Source organism: Seohaeicola sp. 4SK31 (assembly GCF_028802875.1).
Taxonomy (GTDB): Bacteria; Pseudomonadota; Alphaproteobacteria; order Rhodobacterales; family Rhodobacteraceae; genus Seohaeicola.
In genome coordinates this window covers 155035-171895 of sequence record NZ_JARAMP010000001.1, presented here as the reverse complement: position 1 = coordinate 171895, position 16861 = coordinate 155035, and the positions used below count along the sequence as shown (strand labels likewise).

The window sequence follows — 16861 nt, the reverse complement described above, 5'->3', positions numbered from 1 at the left end:
TTGTGCGTTGTGGTTGCGGAGCGTTCAGTCATCCTCGAACGGGTCCCATTCATCCTCGACCTCGGGCAGGGCCTCGGTCTGTGCGGCGGCGGCCAGTTTGTCGGGTGTGCGGATTTCAGTGATCCGGGCCTTGGGAAAGGCGCTGAGCACTGCCTGCATCATCGGATGCGCCTCCACTTCGGCCTTAAGGTTGGCCTCGGTCGCGTCGCGCGCGGCAGCGATGGAGGGGGCACCGCCTTCGTTCACAAGGCTGACCGCCCAGCGGTTGCCGGTCCAGAGTTGCAGCCGCTGGCCCAGCCGCTGCGCCAGATCAGAGGCGGCCCCTTCGGCGGGGACGAATTCGATGCGACCGGGGCGGTAGGCCGCCAACTGGACGCCGGTTTCCACCTCGACCAGCAATTTCACATCGCGATTGGCGCGGATCAGATCGACCACATGGTCAAAGGTCGGAAAGCGCGCCAGCGCCTGATCGGCGTCCAATGCCACAGCCTGCACCGTGCTGCCGCCACCATTTCCCGAGGGAACGCTGCCCCCCCGCGTCATGGCCGACGCGCCGCTATCCATTCCGCCTGCGACCATGCCACCGCCGGGGCCACCGCCCGGAGAGGGTGGAGGCAGGTCGGGCAGTTTGCGCACCAGTTCTTCGGGCGTGGGCAGGTCGGCGACATGGGTCAGGCGGATCACGGCCATCTCGGCGGCCATCATGGCGTTGGGGGCCTGCGCCACCTCGTCCAGTGCCTTGAGCAGCATCTGCCACATCCGCGCCAGCGCCCGCAGGGGCAAGCCTTCGGCCATCGTCTGCCCGCGCGCACGCTCGTCCGGGCCCACGGTCGGGTCCTCGGCGGCATCCGGGGTGATCTTGACCACGGAAATCCAGTGCGTCACCTCGGCCAGATCGCGCAGGACCGCCATCGGATCCGCCCCGTCGGCATATTGCGCGCCCAGTTCGGCCAATGCGCCGCCCGCATCGCCGCGCATGATCATGTCGAACAGATCCAGCACCCGGCCACGATCCGCCAGCCCCAGCATCGCGCGCACCTGATCGGCGGTCGTTTCGCCCGCGCCATGGGAGATTGCCTGATCCAGCAGCGACGTGGCATCGCGGGCCGAGCCTTCGGCGGCGCGCGTGATCAGGGCCAGCGCGTCATCGCTGATCTGTGCGCCCTCGGCCCCGGCGATCTTGCGCAGCAGGGCGATCATCACCTCGGGTTCGATCCGGCGCAGGTCGAATCGCTGGCAGCGGGACAGGACGGTGACCGGCACCTTGCGGATTTCGGTCGTGGCGAAGATGAACTTCACATGCGCGGGCGGCTCTTCCAGCGTCTTGAGCAGCGCGTTGAACGCGCTGGTCGAGAGCATGTGCACCTCGTCGATGATGTAGATCTTGTAGCGGGCCGAGGCGGCGCGGTAATGCACGCTTTCGATGATCTCGCGGATGTCGCCCACGCCGGTGCGGGAGGCGGCGTCCATTTCCATCACATCGACGTGGCGGCCTTCCATGATCGCTACGCAATGTTCGCACTGGCCACAGGGATCTGTGGTAGGCCCACCTGTTCCGTCCACACCGATGCAGTTCATTCCCTTGGCGATGATCCGCGCGGTTGTGGTCTTTCCGGTGCCCCTGATGCCGGTCATGATGAAGGCCTGCGCGATACGGTCGGCGGCAAAGGCATTGCGAAGGGTGCGCACCATGGCATCCTGACCGACCAGATCGGCAAAGGTTTCGGGCCGGTATTTCCGGGCCAGAACGCGGTAGCCGGTGGCTTGTGTCTGGGTCATGGGGCCTCGGGTTCAGGGGTCAGACCTCAACCTAGGCAATCGGCCCGCCCGCGTCCAGACGTGGCCGCACAAGAGGCAAGGTGAATCCGGGCTTTTCCGCTACCGTCTTTGGTGTAGTCTGGTCTGGTCATGCTGGGTTCCGGGGGGGATCGACGATGCGGCTCAAGGACGTGCGGCGCAGCCGCAATATCGAGGACCGGCGCGGTCAGGCGCGGCGCGTCGGCGGAAAGGCGGGCCTGAGCGGCGTAGGCCTGCTTGTGGTGCTGGCCATCGGGTATTTCGCAGGGATCGACGTGACGCCCCTGTTGCAGGATCAGGACCCGCGCGGTCAGATCACCCAGCGCACGCCCACCGAGGCCGAGAATCATGCCGCCGACTTCACGGCCCGCGTTCTGGCCACGACCGAGGCCGTCTGGGATCAGGTCATGCCCGCGCAAGCAGGGGTGGATTATGTTCCGCCGGTGCTGGTGCTGTATTCCGGTGTGACGCAAAGCCCCTGCGGCGGAGCGTCAGGGGCGACGGGACCGTTCTACTGTCCGGCGGATCGCAAAGCCTATCTTGATACGGAATTCTTCGCCACGCTGTCGCGCGAATTGGGGGCCAAGGGTGATTTCGCGGCCGCCTATGTCATCGCTCATGAAGTGGCGCATCACATCCAGAACGAGCTTGGCATTCTGGGAGAGGTGCATCGCGCCCGGCAGGCGGCCAGCACGGCCGAGGGCAATGCCCTGACCGTGCGGTTGGAGCTTCAGGCGGATTGCCTGTCGGGTGTCTGGGCGCGGGCGGTAGACGGTCTTCTGGAGCCCGGTGATCTGGAAGAGGCGTTGAATGCTGCGCGGATGATCGGGGATGATCTGCTGCAAAAGCGGGCAGGGCGCGTGCCGCAGCCCCATACATTCACCCATGGCACCAGTGAACAGCGCGCGCGCTGGTTCACCATCGGTTATGACAGCGGCGAGATCGGGCGCTGTGACACCTTTGGGGCAAGGACGCTCTGACATGTCGTCGCTGGTCATCCATGCACTGCCCGTGGCTGGTGGCATTCTTGCCATCGCTCCCATGCCGGGCGGGCGTGGCGACTATGCTGCGGACCTTGCGCATCTGCGCGAATGGCAGCCTGCGTTGTTGATCAGCCTGACCACGCGGATCGAATTGATCGAAACCGGATCGGAGCGACTGGGTCAGGACATGCAGGAACGCGGCGCGCGCTGGGTGCATCTGCCGATCGCGGATTTCGGCATACCCGATCGCGAGACCGATGCCCGCTGGCGCGAGGTCAGCGCCATGGCGTTGAAAGCGCTGTCCGGCGGCGGCCGGGTGCTGGTGCATTGCAAGGGAGGTTGCGGGCGGTCCGGCATGATCGCCCTGCGCCTGATGATCGAGGCGGGAGAGGCGGCGGGACCGGCCCTGAAACGCCTGCGGGCCTTGCGCCCCTGCGCGATCGAGACCGAGGCCCAGATGGATTGGGCGTTGCGGCGGCGGACGAAAGCCCGCTCCTAGCCCTTGCGGGGCCCCTTGCCGGGCTTGGGAGCTTTGGCGTTGCGGTTCGCGTCTTGTTCGGCTTTGTGGGCGCGGGTCAGGGCACGCGCGCGGCGGCGGCTGACGGTCATAGAGGTCGTGTTGAGCGCATCCTCGGATGTCAGTTTCCGCCAGCGATCCAGCCGCGCAGGGTCCACGGTGCCTGCGGCGACCGCAGCCTGCACCGCGCAGCCTGGCTCGGCCATGTGCTTGCAGTCGCGGAATTTGCATTGCGTTGTGAGAAGGGTGATATCCTCGAACAGCTCGGCGATGCCGCCAGCCACGTCATGCAGTCCCAGCTCGCGCATTCCCGGCATGTCGATGACCAGCCCACCGCCCGCGATCAGGTGCAGCGAGCGCGCCGTGGTGGTGTGGCGGCCCTTGGCATCGTCCTGCCGCATGTCGGCGGTGGCCTGCACGCTGCCGGTCAGGGCATTGATCAACGTGGATTTGCCGACACCTGATGATCCGACAAAGGCCACGGTGCGACCCGTGCCGCACCATGCGGACAGCAGCGTGATCTGCGAAGGGTCCTTGGCATTCAGGGCGATCACGCCGTCCAGCTTGTCTGACAGGGCGCGGGCCTGATCGACATAGCGCTGGGCATCTTCGGTCTGGTCCGTCTTGGTCAGCACGATCACGGGGGCCACACCGGCATCAAGGGCCAGCACAAGATACCTCTCAAGCCGCGCCGGGTTGAAATCTGCATTGCAGGAGGTTGTGATGAAGAGCGTATCGACATTTGCCGCCAGAAGCTGCGGCTTGGCCTCAACCCCTGCGGCGCGGCGGCTGAGAACAGACAAACGTTCCAGCACCTTTGCGATCCGGCCCGTGTCGGGATCGACCAGCACCCAGTCCCCAACGGCCAGTCCGCCCGCCCGCAATTCCGGAGGGAACCCCAAGGGGTGTTCGCCATCCGGATCAAGCCCGGTCGCCATTGCGCGCTGGACCGAGATGATCCGCATCGGCAACAAGGCCGCCGCATCCTCGCATTGATCCGCGAAATATGCGGACCAGCCCAGATCCGACAGCGTCAGCGCGGCGCCGGTCGGGTCTGGCAAGAGGGGTTCGTCGTGCATCTGCGCCTTTCAGGCAAGGTTCCGGGTCAGCCATGATGCTTGGCCCGTTTCGGTCGCGCACGCAAGGGGCGCGGCACAGTGTCGTTGAAAGGGGGGTAAGGTGAGAGGCTGGACAACGACCCAAGCGGGGCTCGTTACGGCTGCTTCCTTCCGGACCTGACCGGGTTGGCGAGGTGCCTGCCCGCGCCAACCTCTCGACGCTTCATATAGGGGGCAGGGGCCGGATATGCAAGACGGTGCTTGATCTGCGACACCTGACCTGATCCGGGTCAGAAATGCAGTCGGAACCGGGCAAAGCCGTCTGGCGCCGTGCCGGCCCGTTCGATGCAGATCCCGTTCAATTCATGAAGCGTATCAGCGGCGGCCGGGGCGCTGTCGAACAGGACAGAGGTGCCGGGCGATGGCGCAAACCGCCAGACGGGTCGTGTGACGGGGATGACCACGCCACAACGGGCGACATAGTTGGCCAGCACTTCGGGGATGGTCTCGGGCGCATAGGGGCTGCCAGCATCCAGCGCGACGGAGTGCATCTCGACGGCAGCGGCAAAACCACCACCACCGCTGGCGCGATAGCTGTTGGTCGCCACGACGAACTGGTCATCCGCCGCCACCGGGTTGCCGTTCCAGGTGATGTCACCCACCCGCCGCGCGTCCGGGTTGATCAATCGCCCGTCAGGGGCAAAGCGGGCGGGTTGCGAGGGGTCGATGACATAGCGCAATCCGCAGATCACATCGAAATTGTAGCTGGGCACAGCCGGATCCCGCAACATCTGGTCCTGTCCGCCATGCAAGATCTGGTTGAACTGCCCCGCCGCGTGTTCCAGCCAGTCCGACAGCGCCGCCCCGGTGACCTGCACCGCGCACAGGCGGTTCGGAAAGAGGTATAGATCGGCCAGATTGCGCACGCGCAGAGGACCTGCCGGCACATCGGTGAAATGGTCTGGGCCTGCGGGACCGCCAGCCTTGAACGGGGCGACGGCGGACAGCAGGGGCAAATGCGCGCTTTCGGTTCCATGCAGAAGCTCTGCCACCCGTGCCCGCTGCGCTTCGGCAACCAATTGGATCGAGGGGTCGTCGGCCACCAAAGCAAAGAAGGAATGGACAGGCTTGCTGACATGGCCGAGCGGGCGGCGGATATGGGCCAGGGTCCGGGAATGAACGGCGCGGGCCAGCGCAAGAACGGCGGGATCATCCGCCACCAGCGCGCGCCTGCGTCCGCCCGCCATGTCCTGCCGGCAGATTGGGCGCAGGCTGACGCGATGGCGCGCCACATGCCACCCTGTGGCATCGCGTTCAAGGGTCAGGTCGATCAGCCCAAGATGCGAGCCCCAGAACCCCGCCATCACCGCCGGGGTGCCATGCAGCGTGCCCGCCGCGTTGTCCACGCCAGTGATTCCGGCAAAGGATGGGCCCGGAAAGCTTTCATGCTGATGCCCGCAGAGGATCGCATCGACACCCGGAAGCGCCGCCAACGCGAGGGCGGCATTTTCCAACCGCCCGGTGCCACCTTCGGGCGCGATCCCGGAATGGCACAGGATCACGACCAGATCCGCGCCCGCCTCGCGCAGCCGAGGCAGGTGCGCCCTGGCGGTCTGCACCATGTCGCGGGTTTGCAGGCAGCCCTCAAATTGGGGCCTGTCCCAGATCTCGATCTGCGGCGGCAGAAGGCCGATCATCCCTATTCTCAGATCATGCCATACACCGTCCCGATCCTGCACCCTGCGGGTCAGGATCGCCGAGGGTGGCAATAGTGTCTCATCCTCGCAGGGTGTGGGGCCAAGGCTGCGGGCGACATTGGCACAGAGCATGGGAAACGCGGCTTGCCCAAGGCTGCGCATCAGGAATGCGACGCCATGGTCGAAATCGTGATTGCCGGGCGTTCCCGCATCATAGCGCAGGTGGTTCATGGCCGCGATCATCGGATGCACCCGGTCCCGTGTTGCCATGCGTGGCATTGCACAGAGATCGCCAAGAGCATTCCCCTGCAACAGATCGCCCGTGTCCAGCAGCAGGCTGTTTGCTGCCTCCTTCCGGGCGGCGCGGATCAGGCTGGCCAGACGGGACAGCCCCATCCTGTCGGACTCGCGGTCCGACAGATAGTCATAAGCCAGCAGATGTGCGTGAAGGTCCGTGGTCTGCATCAGGCGCAGATCCAGGGGCGCAAACGAAGGTCCTGACCGGGGCAGTCCGGTCACCGGGGAAAAAGACACGTGCTACCACACAAAAACGACGCCGGTGCCGGACCTGCGACCAAAGATCAACGGATCGCGCGAGGGCGTGGCGCGTTCCGTCTGGTAGTATACGGGATCAATTTACTACCGGAAAGCGAAAATGATTGAAAGCGGTGCGGATGCTTTGCATTCCCCTTGCTGCAATGCCAATCTTGCGCAGAAAAACGCGGCAAGACGGGTTCAGAGGCGCAAGGCAGAATGAAAATAGCGGAAACGGTGACTTTCGGAGGCTCTGGTCTGGACAGGGCGGCCGAGTTGCGAGGCGATGCCGCAGCACTGACCAGTGCATTGGCGGCGGCTGACAGCCGCACTGTCCTGTTCTGGCGTGGCAAGCCGCTGCTGGCTGATGGCCCCGAAGGCCGGACATTGGCGCGACTGCCATTGTCTCACCCGGTGCTGGCCGAGGCCGCGCCCGACCCGTTTTTTCTGGGGCGCGAGGATGGTGCGGCGGTCTTTGCGCATGATCTGGCCGACTGGACACCTGCCGATCAGGACCTGTCATCCGTCAACAGCTTTGTCGATCGCAGCGAGCAGGTCCATCCCGCCTTGCCCGAGACGCACCGTTTCGCCGAACTGCGCACCGTGATGACACGGATCAGCCCGCGCGATGCCGAACTGGCGGCCAGCGCCCGCGCGCTTTTGAACTGGCATGCCACGCATGGGTTCTGCGCTGTCTGCGGGGGGCGCAGCCACGTGGCCAAAGCGGGCTGGCAACGCGATTGCGCTGCCTGTGGCGCGCATCATTTTCCGCGCACAGACCCTGTTGTCATCATGCTGATAACCCATGGGAATTCGGTTCTGATGGGACGCTCGCATGGCTGGCCCGAGGGGATGTATTCCCTGCTTGCAGGTTTCATCGAACCCGGCGAGACGATCGAGGCCGCCGTGCGCCGTGAAGTCTGGGAAGAAGCGGGTGTCCGCGTGGGGCAGGTGGACTATCTGGCCAGCCAGCCCTGGCCCTTTCCGTCATCCCTGATGCTGGGTTGCCGTGGCGAGGCGACGAGTCGCGACATCACCATTGATCCGGTTGAGATCGAGGATGCGATCTGGGTCAGTCGTGACGAGATGCTGGAGGCTTTTGCCGGGCGTCATCCCAAATTGCTGCCGGCACGCAAAGGGGCGATCGCCCATTTCATCATCAGCCATTGGCTTGCGGACAGGCTTGATTGACATGGGCTTGCGCACTGGCCCCTGTGTCCGCTATGCGCGATCCGGATCAACGTCCGGTCCGTTGTCCTTCCACCCCGTTGCGCCAGGAGCAGGTCCTGCCGTAGATATGTTTGATGAGTGATCCGTCATGAAGTTCTCTGCGAAAGAAGATATCGAGGCGCCGATCGAGCAGGTCTTTGCGCTGGTCAGCGATTTTGCAGCATTGGAGCGCGCCGCCTTGCGGCGTGGTGCCGAGGTGCAGCGGACCGACAGCCTTCACAAGCCCGGTGTCGGCATGAGCTGGACAGCCGCCTTCATGGCGCGCGGACGTCAGCGCAAGCTGGATATCGTGATGACCACCTATGAGCCGCCCCACGCCATGAGATTCGACTCGGTCGCACAGGGATTGCATTCCAACATGACGGTAGAGCTGGTGGCCCTGTCGCGTGGCCGGACCCGCCTGAGCGTGGACCTTGAGCTGAAACCCAAGTCGATTTCGGCACGGCTGTTCGTGCAATCGCTCAAGCTGGCGCGGAATACCCTGAACAAGAAGTTCCATCTGCGGATGGCAGACTATGCCAGCGATCTGGAAGATCGGGCCAGGCGCGCGACCTGAGGCGTGGATCACTTTTGCGGACTGGCCTCGGGATTGGCCATGTGGATTGGCGCGCCTTCTTGGAACGCGTTGATCTGGTCGTAGATATCACCGAATTGCATGTCCAGCTCATCCTCGGTCACATAGCCTATATGGGGCGTGCAGATCACGTTGGGATGCGACATCAGCGGATCGGCAGGATTGGTCAGCGGTTCCGTGTCGAACACATCCAATGCGGCGATGCCGGGATGCCCGGCATTCAGCCCGTCAAGCAAGGCCCCCGGAGCGATCAGACCCGAGCGTGAGGTGTTGACCAGAACCGAACCCGCCCGCATCTGTGCCAGATCGGCGGCGGTGATGATCCCGCGTGTCTGTGGCGTCAGTTTCACATGCAGGCTGATCACGTCGCAACCGCCAAAGAACGCCTCGCGGCTGTCAGGCACATGCAGACCGTCCGAGCGCGCGCGGATACGGGCGTCGTCGGACCCCCACACATGCACCGGCATCCCGAAGGCGCGCGCATAGCCGGCCACCACGCCGGAGACCCGACCATAGCCATAAAGTCCCAGCGGTCTGCCACGCAGCGTGCGCCCCACACCCATCTGCCAGTCGCCGGCACGGAGCGAGGCCATCTGCTGCGGTATCTGGCGCATCGCCGCCAGGATCAGACCCCATGTCAGCTCTGCCGCCGCATAAGAGGGCAGACCCGCGCTCATGTTGGATGACAGCAACACGCCATGGGCCGTGCAGGCTGCCACATCCACATGCGGATAAGGTCCGCGTTGCGAGATCAGGCGCAGACCGGGCAACCGTTCCAGCAGCGCCGCCGTGACGGGCGTACGCTCGCGGAACAACACCAGCACCTCGGCCTCTGCCAGTCGCTGGGCCAGCACATCCACATCCTCGACATGATCGGTCCAGACCGTCACGTCATGGCCCTGAAGCTTTGCGAACGAGGGCAGGCCACGCAGCGTATCGAACCAGTCGTCGAGGATATGGACTTTCATGGAGTTCCTTTCATCCGTCTGCGTGGGGTGCATCAGAACCGCTTGGGGTCGGCGGGATAGACACCCAGGATCGTCAGCTCATTGGTGAAATAGCGCAACTCTTCCAAAGCCAGTCGGACATTGGCATCTTCGGGGTGTCCTTCGATATCGGCGTAGAACTGTGTCGCGGTGAAGGAGCCGCCCACCATGTAGCTTTCCAGTTTGGTCATGTTGACGCCATTGGTCGCAAAACCACCCATCGCCTTGTAAAGCGCGGCCGGAATGTTGCGGACCTGAAAGATGAAAGTGGTCATCATGTGGTCCGACCGGCGGCTGAGATCGGCTTTGGGTGCCATCAGCAGGAATCGCGTGGTGTTGTGTCCGTGATCCTCGATGTCGCGGGCCAGCACTTCGAGGCCGTGAATCTTTGCCGCCAGTTCGCTGGCCAGCACACCCTGATCTGCGGCACCGCCACGCGCCAGTTCGGCAGCAGCGCCGGCGCTGTCTGCGGCGGCTTCGGCGGCTATGCCGCGGGCGTCAAGGAAGGCGCGGGCCTGCGGGATCAGCACCAGATGGGCGCGCACCTTGCGTATCTTGTCCAATGGCGTGCCCGGCCGTGCCATCAGGCAGATGCGGACGCGCACGAAAACCTCGTCCACGATGTGCAAGCCGGACTCGGGCAGCAACCTATGGATATCGGCGACCCGGCCATAGGTCGAGTTCTCGACCGGCAGCATCGCCATCTGAGCGCGTCCGGAATTGACCGCCTCGATCACGTCCTCGAAGGTCCGGCAGGGCAGCGCCTCCATGTCCGGGCGCGCCGCGACACAGGCCTCGTGCGAATAGGCGCCGAGGTCTCCCTGAAAGGCGATACGATTGCTCATATGGGTCAATTCCTGTCGAATGCGGCTCACTTTTTGCCCACAAGGGCGTTTGGTCGCGGTAACTATACCTTGCCACGCAGAAGGGGAAGCAATAGATACCCGCCCGATAGCGACAAACAGCAAACCGATTCAAAACGGACGGGCCAGACATGCTTGACACGATGACCTTCACCAAGACCCTGGGTGCTTTCTGTGGTGCCCTGCTGATTTTCCTGCTGGCCAAATGGGGCGCGGAAGAACTTTATCACACGGGCGGTGGTCATGGTGACGTGCAGCAGGCCTATGTGATCGACACCGGTGAAGAGGAAGTTGCCGCAGAGGCCGAAGAAGAGGTTGATTTCGCAACCCTGCTTGCGTCGGCCGACGTCGGTGCGGGTGCGCGGCAGTTCAACAAATGCGCCGCCTGCCACAAGCTGGAAGAGGGCGCGAACGGCACCGGGCCGCATCTGTATGGCGTGGTTGGCCGTCCCAAGGCGTCGGTGGATGGTTTCGGTTATTCGGGCGCCATCGGCACCGATGACGTGTGGTCGCCCGAGAATCTGTCTGCTTTCATCGAAAATCCCCGCGGTTATGCCCCCGGCACCTCGATGGCTTTTGCTGGTTTGAAGTCGCCCGAGGATCGCGCCGACCTGATTGCCTATCTGGACAGCATCGACAACTGATCTATCGCTGGGTCACATCGTTTCGAAAGACCGCCGCTGCGCTGCACCGGCGGTCTTTTTCATGAACGCTTGCCGGCTTTCGCGTCGATCACGGAAAGATCACCTAATCTGAACTTGAATATGGTTATTCTCGGCCTTTAGCTTAGGTAGATCATGCAAGACCGGATCGCACCGGTCGCGTCAGCAGGAGGATGAGCACTTGAACCGGCCCCGCAACAGCGCCGCCGCGCGCACCGTCCCACCCTTTTCGTTCCTGCCTATGCCGGCCTTCATGGCGCTGGTCGCGGCCTGTGTTGTGATGATGACGGCGATAGCGCCTGTCAGGGCGGAAGAACGTATCATCCGCGCTCACGGCATTTCCACTTTTGGCGAGCTGAAATATCCCGAAGGTTTCGCCCATTTCGACTACGTCAACCCTGAGGCACCCAAGGGCGGCACGTTCTCGACCTGGGGTTTCGGCACTTTTGACAGCCTTTCGCCCTATATCCTCAAGGGCAACGCGGCGGCGCTGTCCAGCGTGTTCTTCGACACGCTGATGACCGGATCGCTGGATGAGCCTGACGCGATGTACGGGCTTGTCGCCCATACGATCGAGTATCCGGAAAGCCGGGAATGGGCGATCTTCTACATGCGGCCCGAAGCGACATTCTCTGACGGAACGCCCGTGACGGCCCATGACGTGGTCTTCAGCTACGAAGTGTTGCGCGACAAGGGTCAGCCTTCCTATCGCGTGCTGTTCAGGGATTTCCAGTCGGTCGAGGCGCTGGATGACCACACGGTGAAGTTCACATTCAACCCCGATGGCGCCCTGCGCGAATTGCCGATGAGCGCGGCGGGCCTGCCTATCTTTTCGCGCGCCTATTACGAGACACGCGACTTCGCGGAATCCACGCTGGAACCGCCGCTCGGGTCCGGGCCCTATGCGCTGAACCGTGTCGATCCGGGCCGGTCGGTCAGCTATAAGCGGCGCGATGATTATTGGGCGCGCGATCTGAACGTGAACGTGGGCCAGAACAATTTCGACATTCTGCAGGTCGAGTATTTCGCCGATTACACGACCGCGTTCGAAGCCTTCAAGGCCGGTGCCTATATGTACCGTGAAGAATTCATGTCTCTGATCTGGGCCACCGGCTATGATTTCCCGGCCGTGCAAAGTGAAGCGGTGAAGGTCGAGACGCTACCCGATGGCCGTCCCGCCGGCACGCAGGGGTTCTGGTTCAACCTGCGCCGGCCCATTTTCGAAGATGCGCGCGTGCGTCAGGCACTGGGCATGGCCTTCAACTTCGAATGGGCCAACGAAAGCCTGTTCTACGGTATCTACAAGCGGACGGACAGTTTCTGGGAAAACTCGACCATGCAGGCCGAGGGACTGCCCTCGGATGCGGAACTGGCGCTGCTGGAACCGCTGCGTGCGCATATCCCCGAGAGCGTCTTCACAGAACCGGCCTTCAGCCCCGCCGAGTCCGATCCGTCGAGCGTGGCGGACCGGCGTGCCCTGCGTCAGGCGGGCCGCCTGCTGGAGGAAGCGGGTTGGACCGTGGGTGCTGACGGCATTCGCGTCAACGCCGACGGAGAGCGCCTGCGGATCGAGGTGCTGAATGACAGCGCCAGTTTTGAGCGCATCATCAACCCCTATGTCGAGAACCTGCGCCGCCTTGGCGTGGACGCGGTTTATGTGCGCGTCGATGCCGCCCAGTCGCAAGAGCGGGAAAAGACCTTCGATTTCGACATCGTGACGCGGCGCTATGCCATGTCGCAGACACCGGGGATCGAACTGCGCGGAATCTTTGGTGGTGAGGCCGCGAATGTCGAGGGATCGAACAACATCGCTGGCGTCAACAATCCGGCCGTGGATTCGCTGATCCGCACGATCGAGAACGCGACCAGTCGCGAAGATCTGGAAGCTGCTGTTTCGGCGCTGGACCGGGTGCTGCGCGCGATGCACATCTGGGTGCCCCAGTGGTACAAGGGCGAGCACAACATCGCCTATTTCGACATGTACGAGCGTCCCTATACCGATACCCCGCCGCCCAACGGCATGGGAGAATTGTCGATCTGGTGGTTCAACCCCGAGAAAGCGCAGGCCCTTCGGGCGTCCGGCGCGATCCGCTAGGGACCACGACATGGGCGCCTATATCCTCCGCCGTCTGGCGTTGATCATCCCCACGCTGCTGGGGATCATGATCATCAACTTTGCGCTGGTGCAGTTCGTGCCCGGGGGGCCGATCGAACAGATCATCGCGCAGGTGCAGGGGCAGGGCGACGTGTTCGAGGGGTTCGCAGGCGGTGGTGACGCAGGTGTCAGTGCAGGGGCCGGATCAGACAGCGAATATGCCGGTGCGCGCGGTCTGCCGCCCGAGTTCATCGCACAGTTGGAGGCCGAGTTCGGCTTCGACAAGCCGCCGCTGGAGCGGTTCTTCACGATGCTGTGGAATTACATGCGGCTGGATTTCGGTGACAGCTACTTCCGCTCGATCAGCGTGATTGATCTGGTTCTGGAAAAAATGCCCGTGTCGATCACGCTGGGCCTTTGGTCGACGCTGATCGCCTATGCGGTGTCGATCCCGTTGGGAATCCGCAAGGCTGTCAAGGATGGCTCGCCCTTCGATACATGGACATCCGGCATGATCATCGTGGCCTATGCCATTCCCGGCTTCCTGTTCGCGATCCTTCTGCTGGTGCTGTTCGCGGGCGGGTCCTATTTCCAGATCTTCCCGCTGCGCGGCCTGACCTCGGATAATTTCGATGAACTGTCCCTGCTGGGCAAGGTGGCTGACTACTTCTGGCACATCGCATTGCCGGTGACAGCCTCGACGATCTCGGCCTTTGCCACGCTGACCCTGTTGACGAAGAACAGTTTTCTGGACGAGATCAAGAAGCACTATGTCATGACGGCACGCGCCAAAGGGCTGTCGGAAAAGAAGGTGCTGTATGGCCATGTCTTCCGCAATGCGATGCTGATCGTGATCGCGGGATTTCCGGCCGTCTTCATCGGTGTGTTCTTCGGAGGATCGCTGATCATCGAGACGATCTTCTCGCTGGATGGTCTGGGACGGCTTGGGTTCGAGGCGGCGGTGGCGCGCGACTATCCGGTGATCTTCGGCACGCTGTTCATCTTTGGCCTGATCGGGCTGGTGGTGGGCATCCTGTCGGACCTGATGTATGTGCTGGTCGATCCGCGCATCGACTTTGAAAAAAGGGAGGGCTGAGCGATGGCGACCCTGCCTGATCCGACTGTGACACCCGCGCCCATGCCCGCCGATCTGGCCGCGCCCAAGAAGGCGTTTCTGTCGCCGCTCAACCAGCGCCGCTGGAACAATTTCAAGCGTAACCGGCGCGCCTTCTGGTCGTTGATCATCTTTTCGGTGCTGTTCGGCCTGTCCCTGTTCGCCGAGTTCATCGCCAATGACAAACCGATCCTCGTGAAATATCAGGGCGAGTTCTATACGCCGATCTTCCGCTTCTACCCTGAAACCACCTTTGGCGGCGATTTTCAGACCGAAGCACCTTATCGCGATATCGAGGTGCAGTGCCTTATCGCATCGGGCGGACTGGAAGCGTGCTTCGACGATCCCGAAGGCATCAAGGCGCAGGCCGAAACGGGCATGGTGGACGGTCAGGCAATCGAGCAAGGCTGGGCCATTTGGCCGATCATCCCCTACAGCTACCGCACGACCGTGGACCGTCCCGGTGCCGCACCCCTGCCGCCCAACAGTCAGAACTGGCTGGGCACGGATGATACGAAACGCGATGTGATGGCGCGTGTCATCTATGGTTTCCGCCTGTCGATCCTGTTCACGCTGATCGTGACGACTCTGGCCTCGCTTGTCGGGATCGCGGCCGGGGCCATTCAGGGCTACTTCGGGGGGTGGGTCGATCTGATCTTTCAGCGCATTATCGAGATCTGGGGGGCGACCCCGGCGCTTTATGTCATCATCATCCTGTTCGCTATTCTGGGGCGAAGTTTCTGGCTGTTGGTGTTTATCACCGTGCTGTTCGGCTGGACGGCGCTGGTGGGTGTGGTGCGGGCGGAATTCCTGCGGGCGCGCAACCTTGAATATGTCCGCGCGGCCAAGGCGCTGGGCGTCAGCAACACCACGATCATGTTCCGCCACATGCTGCCCAATGCGATGGTGGCGACCGTGACGATGCTGCCCTTCATCGTGACAGGCACGATTGCCACCTTGGCAGGGCTGGATTTTCTGGGTTTTGGCCTGCCATCCTCCTCACCGTCTTTGGGAGAGTTGACGCTTCAGGCCAAACAGAACCTGCAGGCGCCTTGGCTGGGTTTCACCGCGTTTTTCGTTTTTGCCATCATGCTGTCGCTGCTTGTCTTCATTTTCGAAGGCGTGCGTGATGCCTTCGATCCCAGAAAGACTTTTCAATGAGCCTTCTTGAGGTCAAGGATCTGAACGTCTCGTTCCGTCAGGATGGCAAGCTGACACATGCCGTGCGTGGAGTCGGCTTCACGCTTGAGCGGGGCGAAACCGTTGCCCTGGTCGGTGAAAGCGGATCGGGCAAGTCCGTAACCGCGCTGAGCACCGTGTCCCTGTTGGGGGAGTCCGCGCAGGTCTCGGGGTCGGTGACCTATGATGGTCAGCAGATGATCGGTGCGGATGACGCGCTACTGCGCAAAGTGCGCGGCAATGACATCAGTTTCATCTTTCAGGAACCGATGACCAGCCTGAACCCGCTGCATACGCTCGAACGGCAGTTGTCCGAGTCCTTGGCGCTGCATCAGGGGATTGTCGGCGAGGCGGCGCGGATTCGCATCATCGAGTTGCTGGAAAAGGTCGGTATCCGGGACGCCGAAAGCCGCCTTGGCGCCTATCCGCATCAATTGTCGGGCGGGCAGCGCCAGCGGGTGATGATTGCCATGGCACTGGCCAACAAACCCGATGTGCTGATCGCGGATGAACCGACCACGGCGCTTGACGTGACCATTCAGGCGCAGATCCTTGACCTGCTGGCCGAATTGAAGCGGACCGAGAATATGGGGCTGCTGTTCATCACCCATGATCTGGGGATCGTGCGTCGCATCGCCGACAAGGTTTGCGTCATGAAGGGCGGCGAGATAGTCGAGCAGGGCCCGACCGCCGAGATTTTCGCCAATCCGCAGCACGACTACACCCGCAAGCTGCTGGCCGCGCGTGCCGTGGGCACGCCTGCCCCCGTGGCGGCGGATGCGAAAGAGTTGATCCGCACTGATCATCTGAAAGTCTGGTTTCCCATCCAGCGCGGCTTTCTGAAACGCACCGTGGGTCATGTGAAGGCCGTGAATGACGCGACGATCAGCGTCCGCGCGGGCGAGACTTTGGGCATCGTTGGCGAAAGCGGCTCAGGCAAGACAACGCTGGCATTGGCCATCATGCGGCTGATCGCATCAGAGGGCGGTATCACCTTCGACGGGCAGGACGTGCGCGGCTGGTCCACGTCGCGGCTGCGCGCGCTGCGCAAGGACATGCAGATCGTGTTTCAGGACCCTTTCGGCAGCCTGTCCCCGCGCATGACCTGCGAACAGATCATCGCCGAAGGTCTGGGTGTGCACGGTGTCGCACCGGGACAGGACAAGCGCCAGATGGTGGCCGAAATCATGGCGGAGGTGGGGTTGGACCCTGCCACCATGCACCGCTATCCGCACGAGTTTTCCGGCGGTCAGCGCCAGCGCATCGCCATTGCCCGTGCCATGATCCTGCGGCCAAAGCTGCTGGTGCTGGACGAGCCCACGTCGGCCCTGGATATGACCGTGCAGGTGCAGATCGTCGATCTGTTGCGCGCGTTGCAGGTGAAATACGGGCTGGCCTATCTGTTCATCAGCCACGACCTGAACGTGGTACGCGCCATGAGCCACAAGATGATCGTGATGAAACAGGGCGACGTGGTCGAAGCGGGTGACGCGCAGACCTTGTTTGCCGATCCGCAGACCGATTACGCCCGCAGCCTGCTGGCGGCGGCACTGGATCTGACCGCCGCCTGAA

Annotated in this window: 14 protein-coding genes and 1 other RNA gene; 9 read left to right on the top strand and 6 right to left on the bottom strand. The window is 62.9% G+C overall.

Annotated elements, in window-relative coordinates; translation table 11 throughout:
* Positions 1-24: 24 nt before the first annotated feature.
* Positions 25-1779: a DNA polymerase III subunit gamma/tau gene (locus PVW27_RS00835; RefSeq protein WP_274554616.1), complete on the bottom strand. Its 1755-nt coding sequence runs from the start codon at positions 1777-1779 to the stop codon at positions 25-27.
* A gap of 155 nt (positions 1780-1934) precedes the next feature.
* Between PVW27_RS00835 and ypfJ the strand changes: the two genes are divergently transcribed.
* Positions 1935-2777, top strand: a complete 843-nt coding sequence (ypfJ, locus tag PVW27_RS00830; protein WP_274554615.1) for a KPN_02809 family neutral zinc metallopeptidase — start codon at positions 1935-1937, stop codon at positions 2775-2777.
* A 1-nt stretch (position 2778) separates the two neighbouring features.
* Positions 2779-3279, top strand: coding sequence for a phosphatase domain-containing protein (locus PVW27_RS00825; RefSeq protein WP_274554614.1), 501 nt, complete (start codon positions 2779-2781; stop codon positions 3277-3279).
* Here PVW27_RS00825 and rsgA read toward each other — a convergent pair.
* The 3 genes from rsgA to PVW27_RS00810 all read right to left on the bottom strand — a co-directional run bounded on the left by rsgA (position 3276) and on the right by PVW27_RS00810 (position 6571).
* On the bottom strand, positions 3276-4376 hold the full coding sequence (gene rsgA / locus PVW27_RS00820) for a ribosome small subunit-dependent GTPase A (RefSeq protein WP_274554613.1): 1101 nt from the start codon (positions 4374-4376) through the stop codon (positions 3276-3278). The genes PVW27_RS00825 and rsgA overlap by 4 nt on opposite strands.
* A 99-nt stretch (positions 4377-4475) precedes the next feature.
* An RNA gene (ffs, locus tag PVW27_RS00815) (signal recognition particle sRNA small type) lies at positions 4476-4572 on the bottom strand.
* Positions 4573-4645: 73 nt separating this feature from the next.
* Positions 4646-6571: a bifunctional 2',3'-cyclic-nucleotide 2'-phosphodiesterase/3'-nucleotidase gene (locus PVW27_RS00810; RefSeq protein ID WP_274554612.1), complete on the bottom strand. Its 1926-nt coding sequence runs from the start codon at positions 6569-6571 to the stop codon at positions 4646-4648.
* A 234-nt stretch (positions 6572-6805) separates the two neighbouring features.
* On the opposite strand from PVW27_RS00810, the gene nudC reads away from it, so the two are divergent.
* Both nudC and PVW27_RS00800 read left to right on the top strand, forming a co-directional pair.
* Entirely contained in the window at positions 6806-7777 is a 972-nt protein-coding gene (gene nudC / locus PVW27_RS00805; protein ID WP_274554611.1) for an NAD(+) diphosphatase, read from the top strand.
* 127 nt (positions 7778-7904) lie between these two features.
* Positions 7905-8372: an SRPBCC family protein gene (locus tag PVW27_RS00800; RefSeq protein WP_274554610.1), complete on the top strand. Its 468-nt coding sequence runs from the start codon at positions 7905-7907 to the stop codon at positions 8370-8372.
* A gap of 8 nt (positions 8373-8380) precedes the next feature.
* Here PVW27_RS00800 and PVW27_RS00795 read toward each other — a convergent pair whose 3' ends face one another.
* Entirely contained in the window at positions 8381-9358 is a 978-nt protein-coding gene (locus PVW27_RS00795) for a D-2-hydroxyacid dehydrogenase family protein (RefSeq protein ID WP_274554609.1), read from the bottom strand.
* Between the two features lie 32 nt (positions 9359-9390).
* Entirely contained in the window at positions 9391-10221 is an 831-nt protein-coding gene (locus PVW27_RS00790; RefSeq protein WP_274554608.1) for a prephenate dehydratase, read from the bottom strand.
* Positions 10222-10370: 149 nt separating this feature from the next.
* Here PVW27_RS00790 and PVW27_RS00785 point away from each other — a divergent pair, with 149 nt between their 5' ends.
* The 5 genes from PVW27_RS00785 to PVW27_RS00765 all read left to right on the top strand — a co-directional run bounded on the left by PVW27_RS00785 (position 10371) and on the right by PVW27_RS00765 (position 16860).
* Positions 10371-10883: a c-type cytochrome gene (locus tag PVW27_RS00785; protein WP_274554606.1), complete on the top strand. Its 513-nt coding sequence runs from the start codon at positions 10371-10373 to the stop codon at positions 10881-10883.
* Between the two features lie 199 nt (positions 10884-11082).
* Positions 11083-12996, top strand: a complete 1914-nt coding sequence (locus PVW27_RS00780) for an extracellular solute-binding protein (RefSeq protein ID WP_274554605.1) — start codon at positions 11083-11085, stop codon at positions 12994-12996.
* A gap of 10 nt (positions 12997-13006) precedes the next feature.
* Complete coding sequence (locus PVW27_RS00775; RefSeq protein WP_274554604.1) at positions 13007-14092, top strand: microcin C ABC transporter permease YejB; 1086 nt, start codon at positions 13007-13009, stop codon at positions 14090-14092.
* A gap of 42 nt (positions 14093-14134) precedes the next feature.
* A complete protein-coding gene (locus tag PVW27_RS00770) occupies positions 14135-15271 on the top strand; it encodes an ABC transporter permease (RefSeq protein WP_274554789.1) in 1137 nt (378 codons plus the stop codon).
* Positions 15268-16860 (top strand): ABC transporter ATP-binding protein, encoded by a 1593-nt coding sequence (locus PVW27_RS00765; RefSeq protein WP_274554602.1) that lies wholly within the window; start codon positions 15268-15270, stop codon positions 16858-16860. Before PVW27_RS00770 ends, PVW27_RS00765 begins: the two co-directional genes overlap by 4 nt.
* Position 16861 lies beyond the last annotated feature (1 nt).

Bases quoted from the DNA above. Each gene is read 5' to 3' on its own strand.
- PVW27_RS00775 (WP_274554604.1), top strand. From the start codon at position 13,007: ATGGGCGCCTATATCCTCCGCCGTCTGGCGTTGATCATCCCCACGCTG.
- PVW27_RS00770 (WP_274554789.1), top strand. From the start codon at position 14,135: ATGCCCGCCGATCTGGCCGCGCCCAAGAAGGCGTTTCTGTCGCCGCTC.
- PVW27_RS00765 (WP_274554602.1), top strand. From the start codon at position 15,268: ATGAGCCTTCTTGAGGTCAAGGATCTGAACGTCTCGTTCCGTCAGGAT.
- PVW27_RS00785 (WP_274554606.1), top strand. From the start codon at position 10,371: ATGCTTGACACGATGACCTTCACCAAGACCCTGGGTGCTTTCTGTGGT.
- ypfJ (WP_274554615.1), top strand. From the start codon at position 1,935: ATGCGGCTCAAGGACGTGCGGCGCAGCCGCAATATCGAGGACCGGCGC.
- nudC (WP_274554611.1), top strand. From the start codon at position 6,806: ATGAAAATAGCGGAAACGGTGACTTTCGGAGGCTCTGGTCTGGACAGG.
- PVW27_RS00835 (WP_274554616.1), bottom strand. From the start codon at position 1,779: ATGACCCAGACACAAGCCACCGGCTACCGCGTTCTGGCCCGGAAATAC.
- rsgA (WP_274554613.1), bottom strand. From the start codon at position 4,376: ATGCACGACGAACCCCTCTTGCCAGACCCGACCGGCGCCGCGCTGACG.
- PVW27_RS00795 (WP_274554609.1), bottom strand. From the start codon at position 9,358: ATGAAAGTCCATATCCTCGACGACTGGTTCGATACGCTGCGTGGCCTG.
- PVW27_RS00800 (WP_274554610.1), top strand. From the start codon at position 7,905: ATGAAGTTCTCTGCGAAAGAAGATATCGAGGCGCCGATCGAGCAGGTC.
- PVW27_RS00825 (WP_274554614.1), top strand. From the start codon at position 2,779: ATGTCGTCGCTGGTCATCCATGCACTGCCCGTGGCTGGTGGCATTCTT.
- PVW27_RS00790 (WP_274554608.1), bottom strand. From the start codon at position 10,221: ATGAGCAATCGTATCGCCTTTCAGGGAGACCTCGGCGCCTATTCGCAC.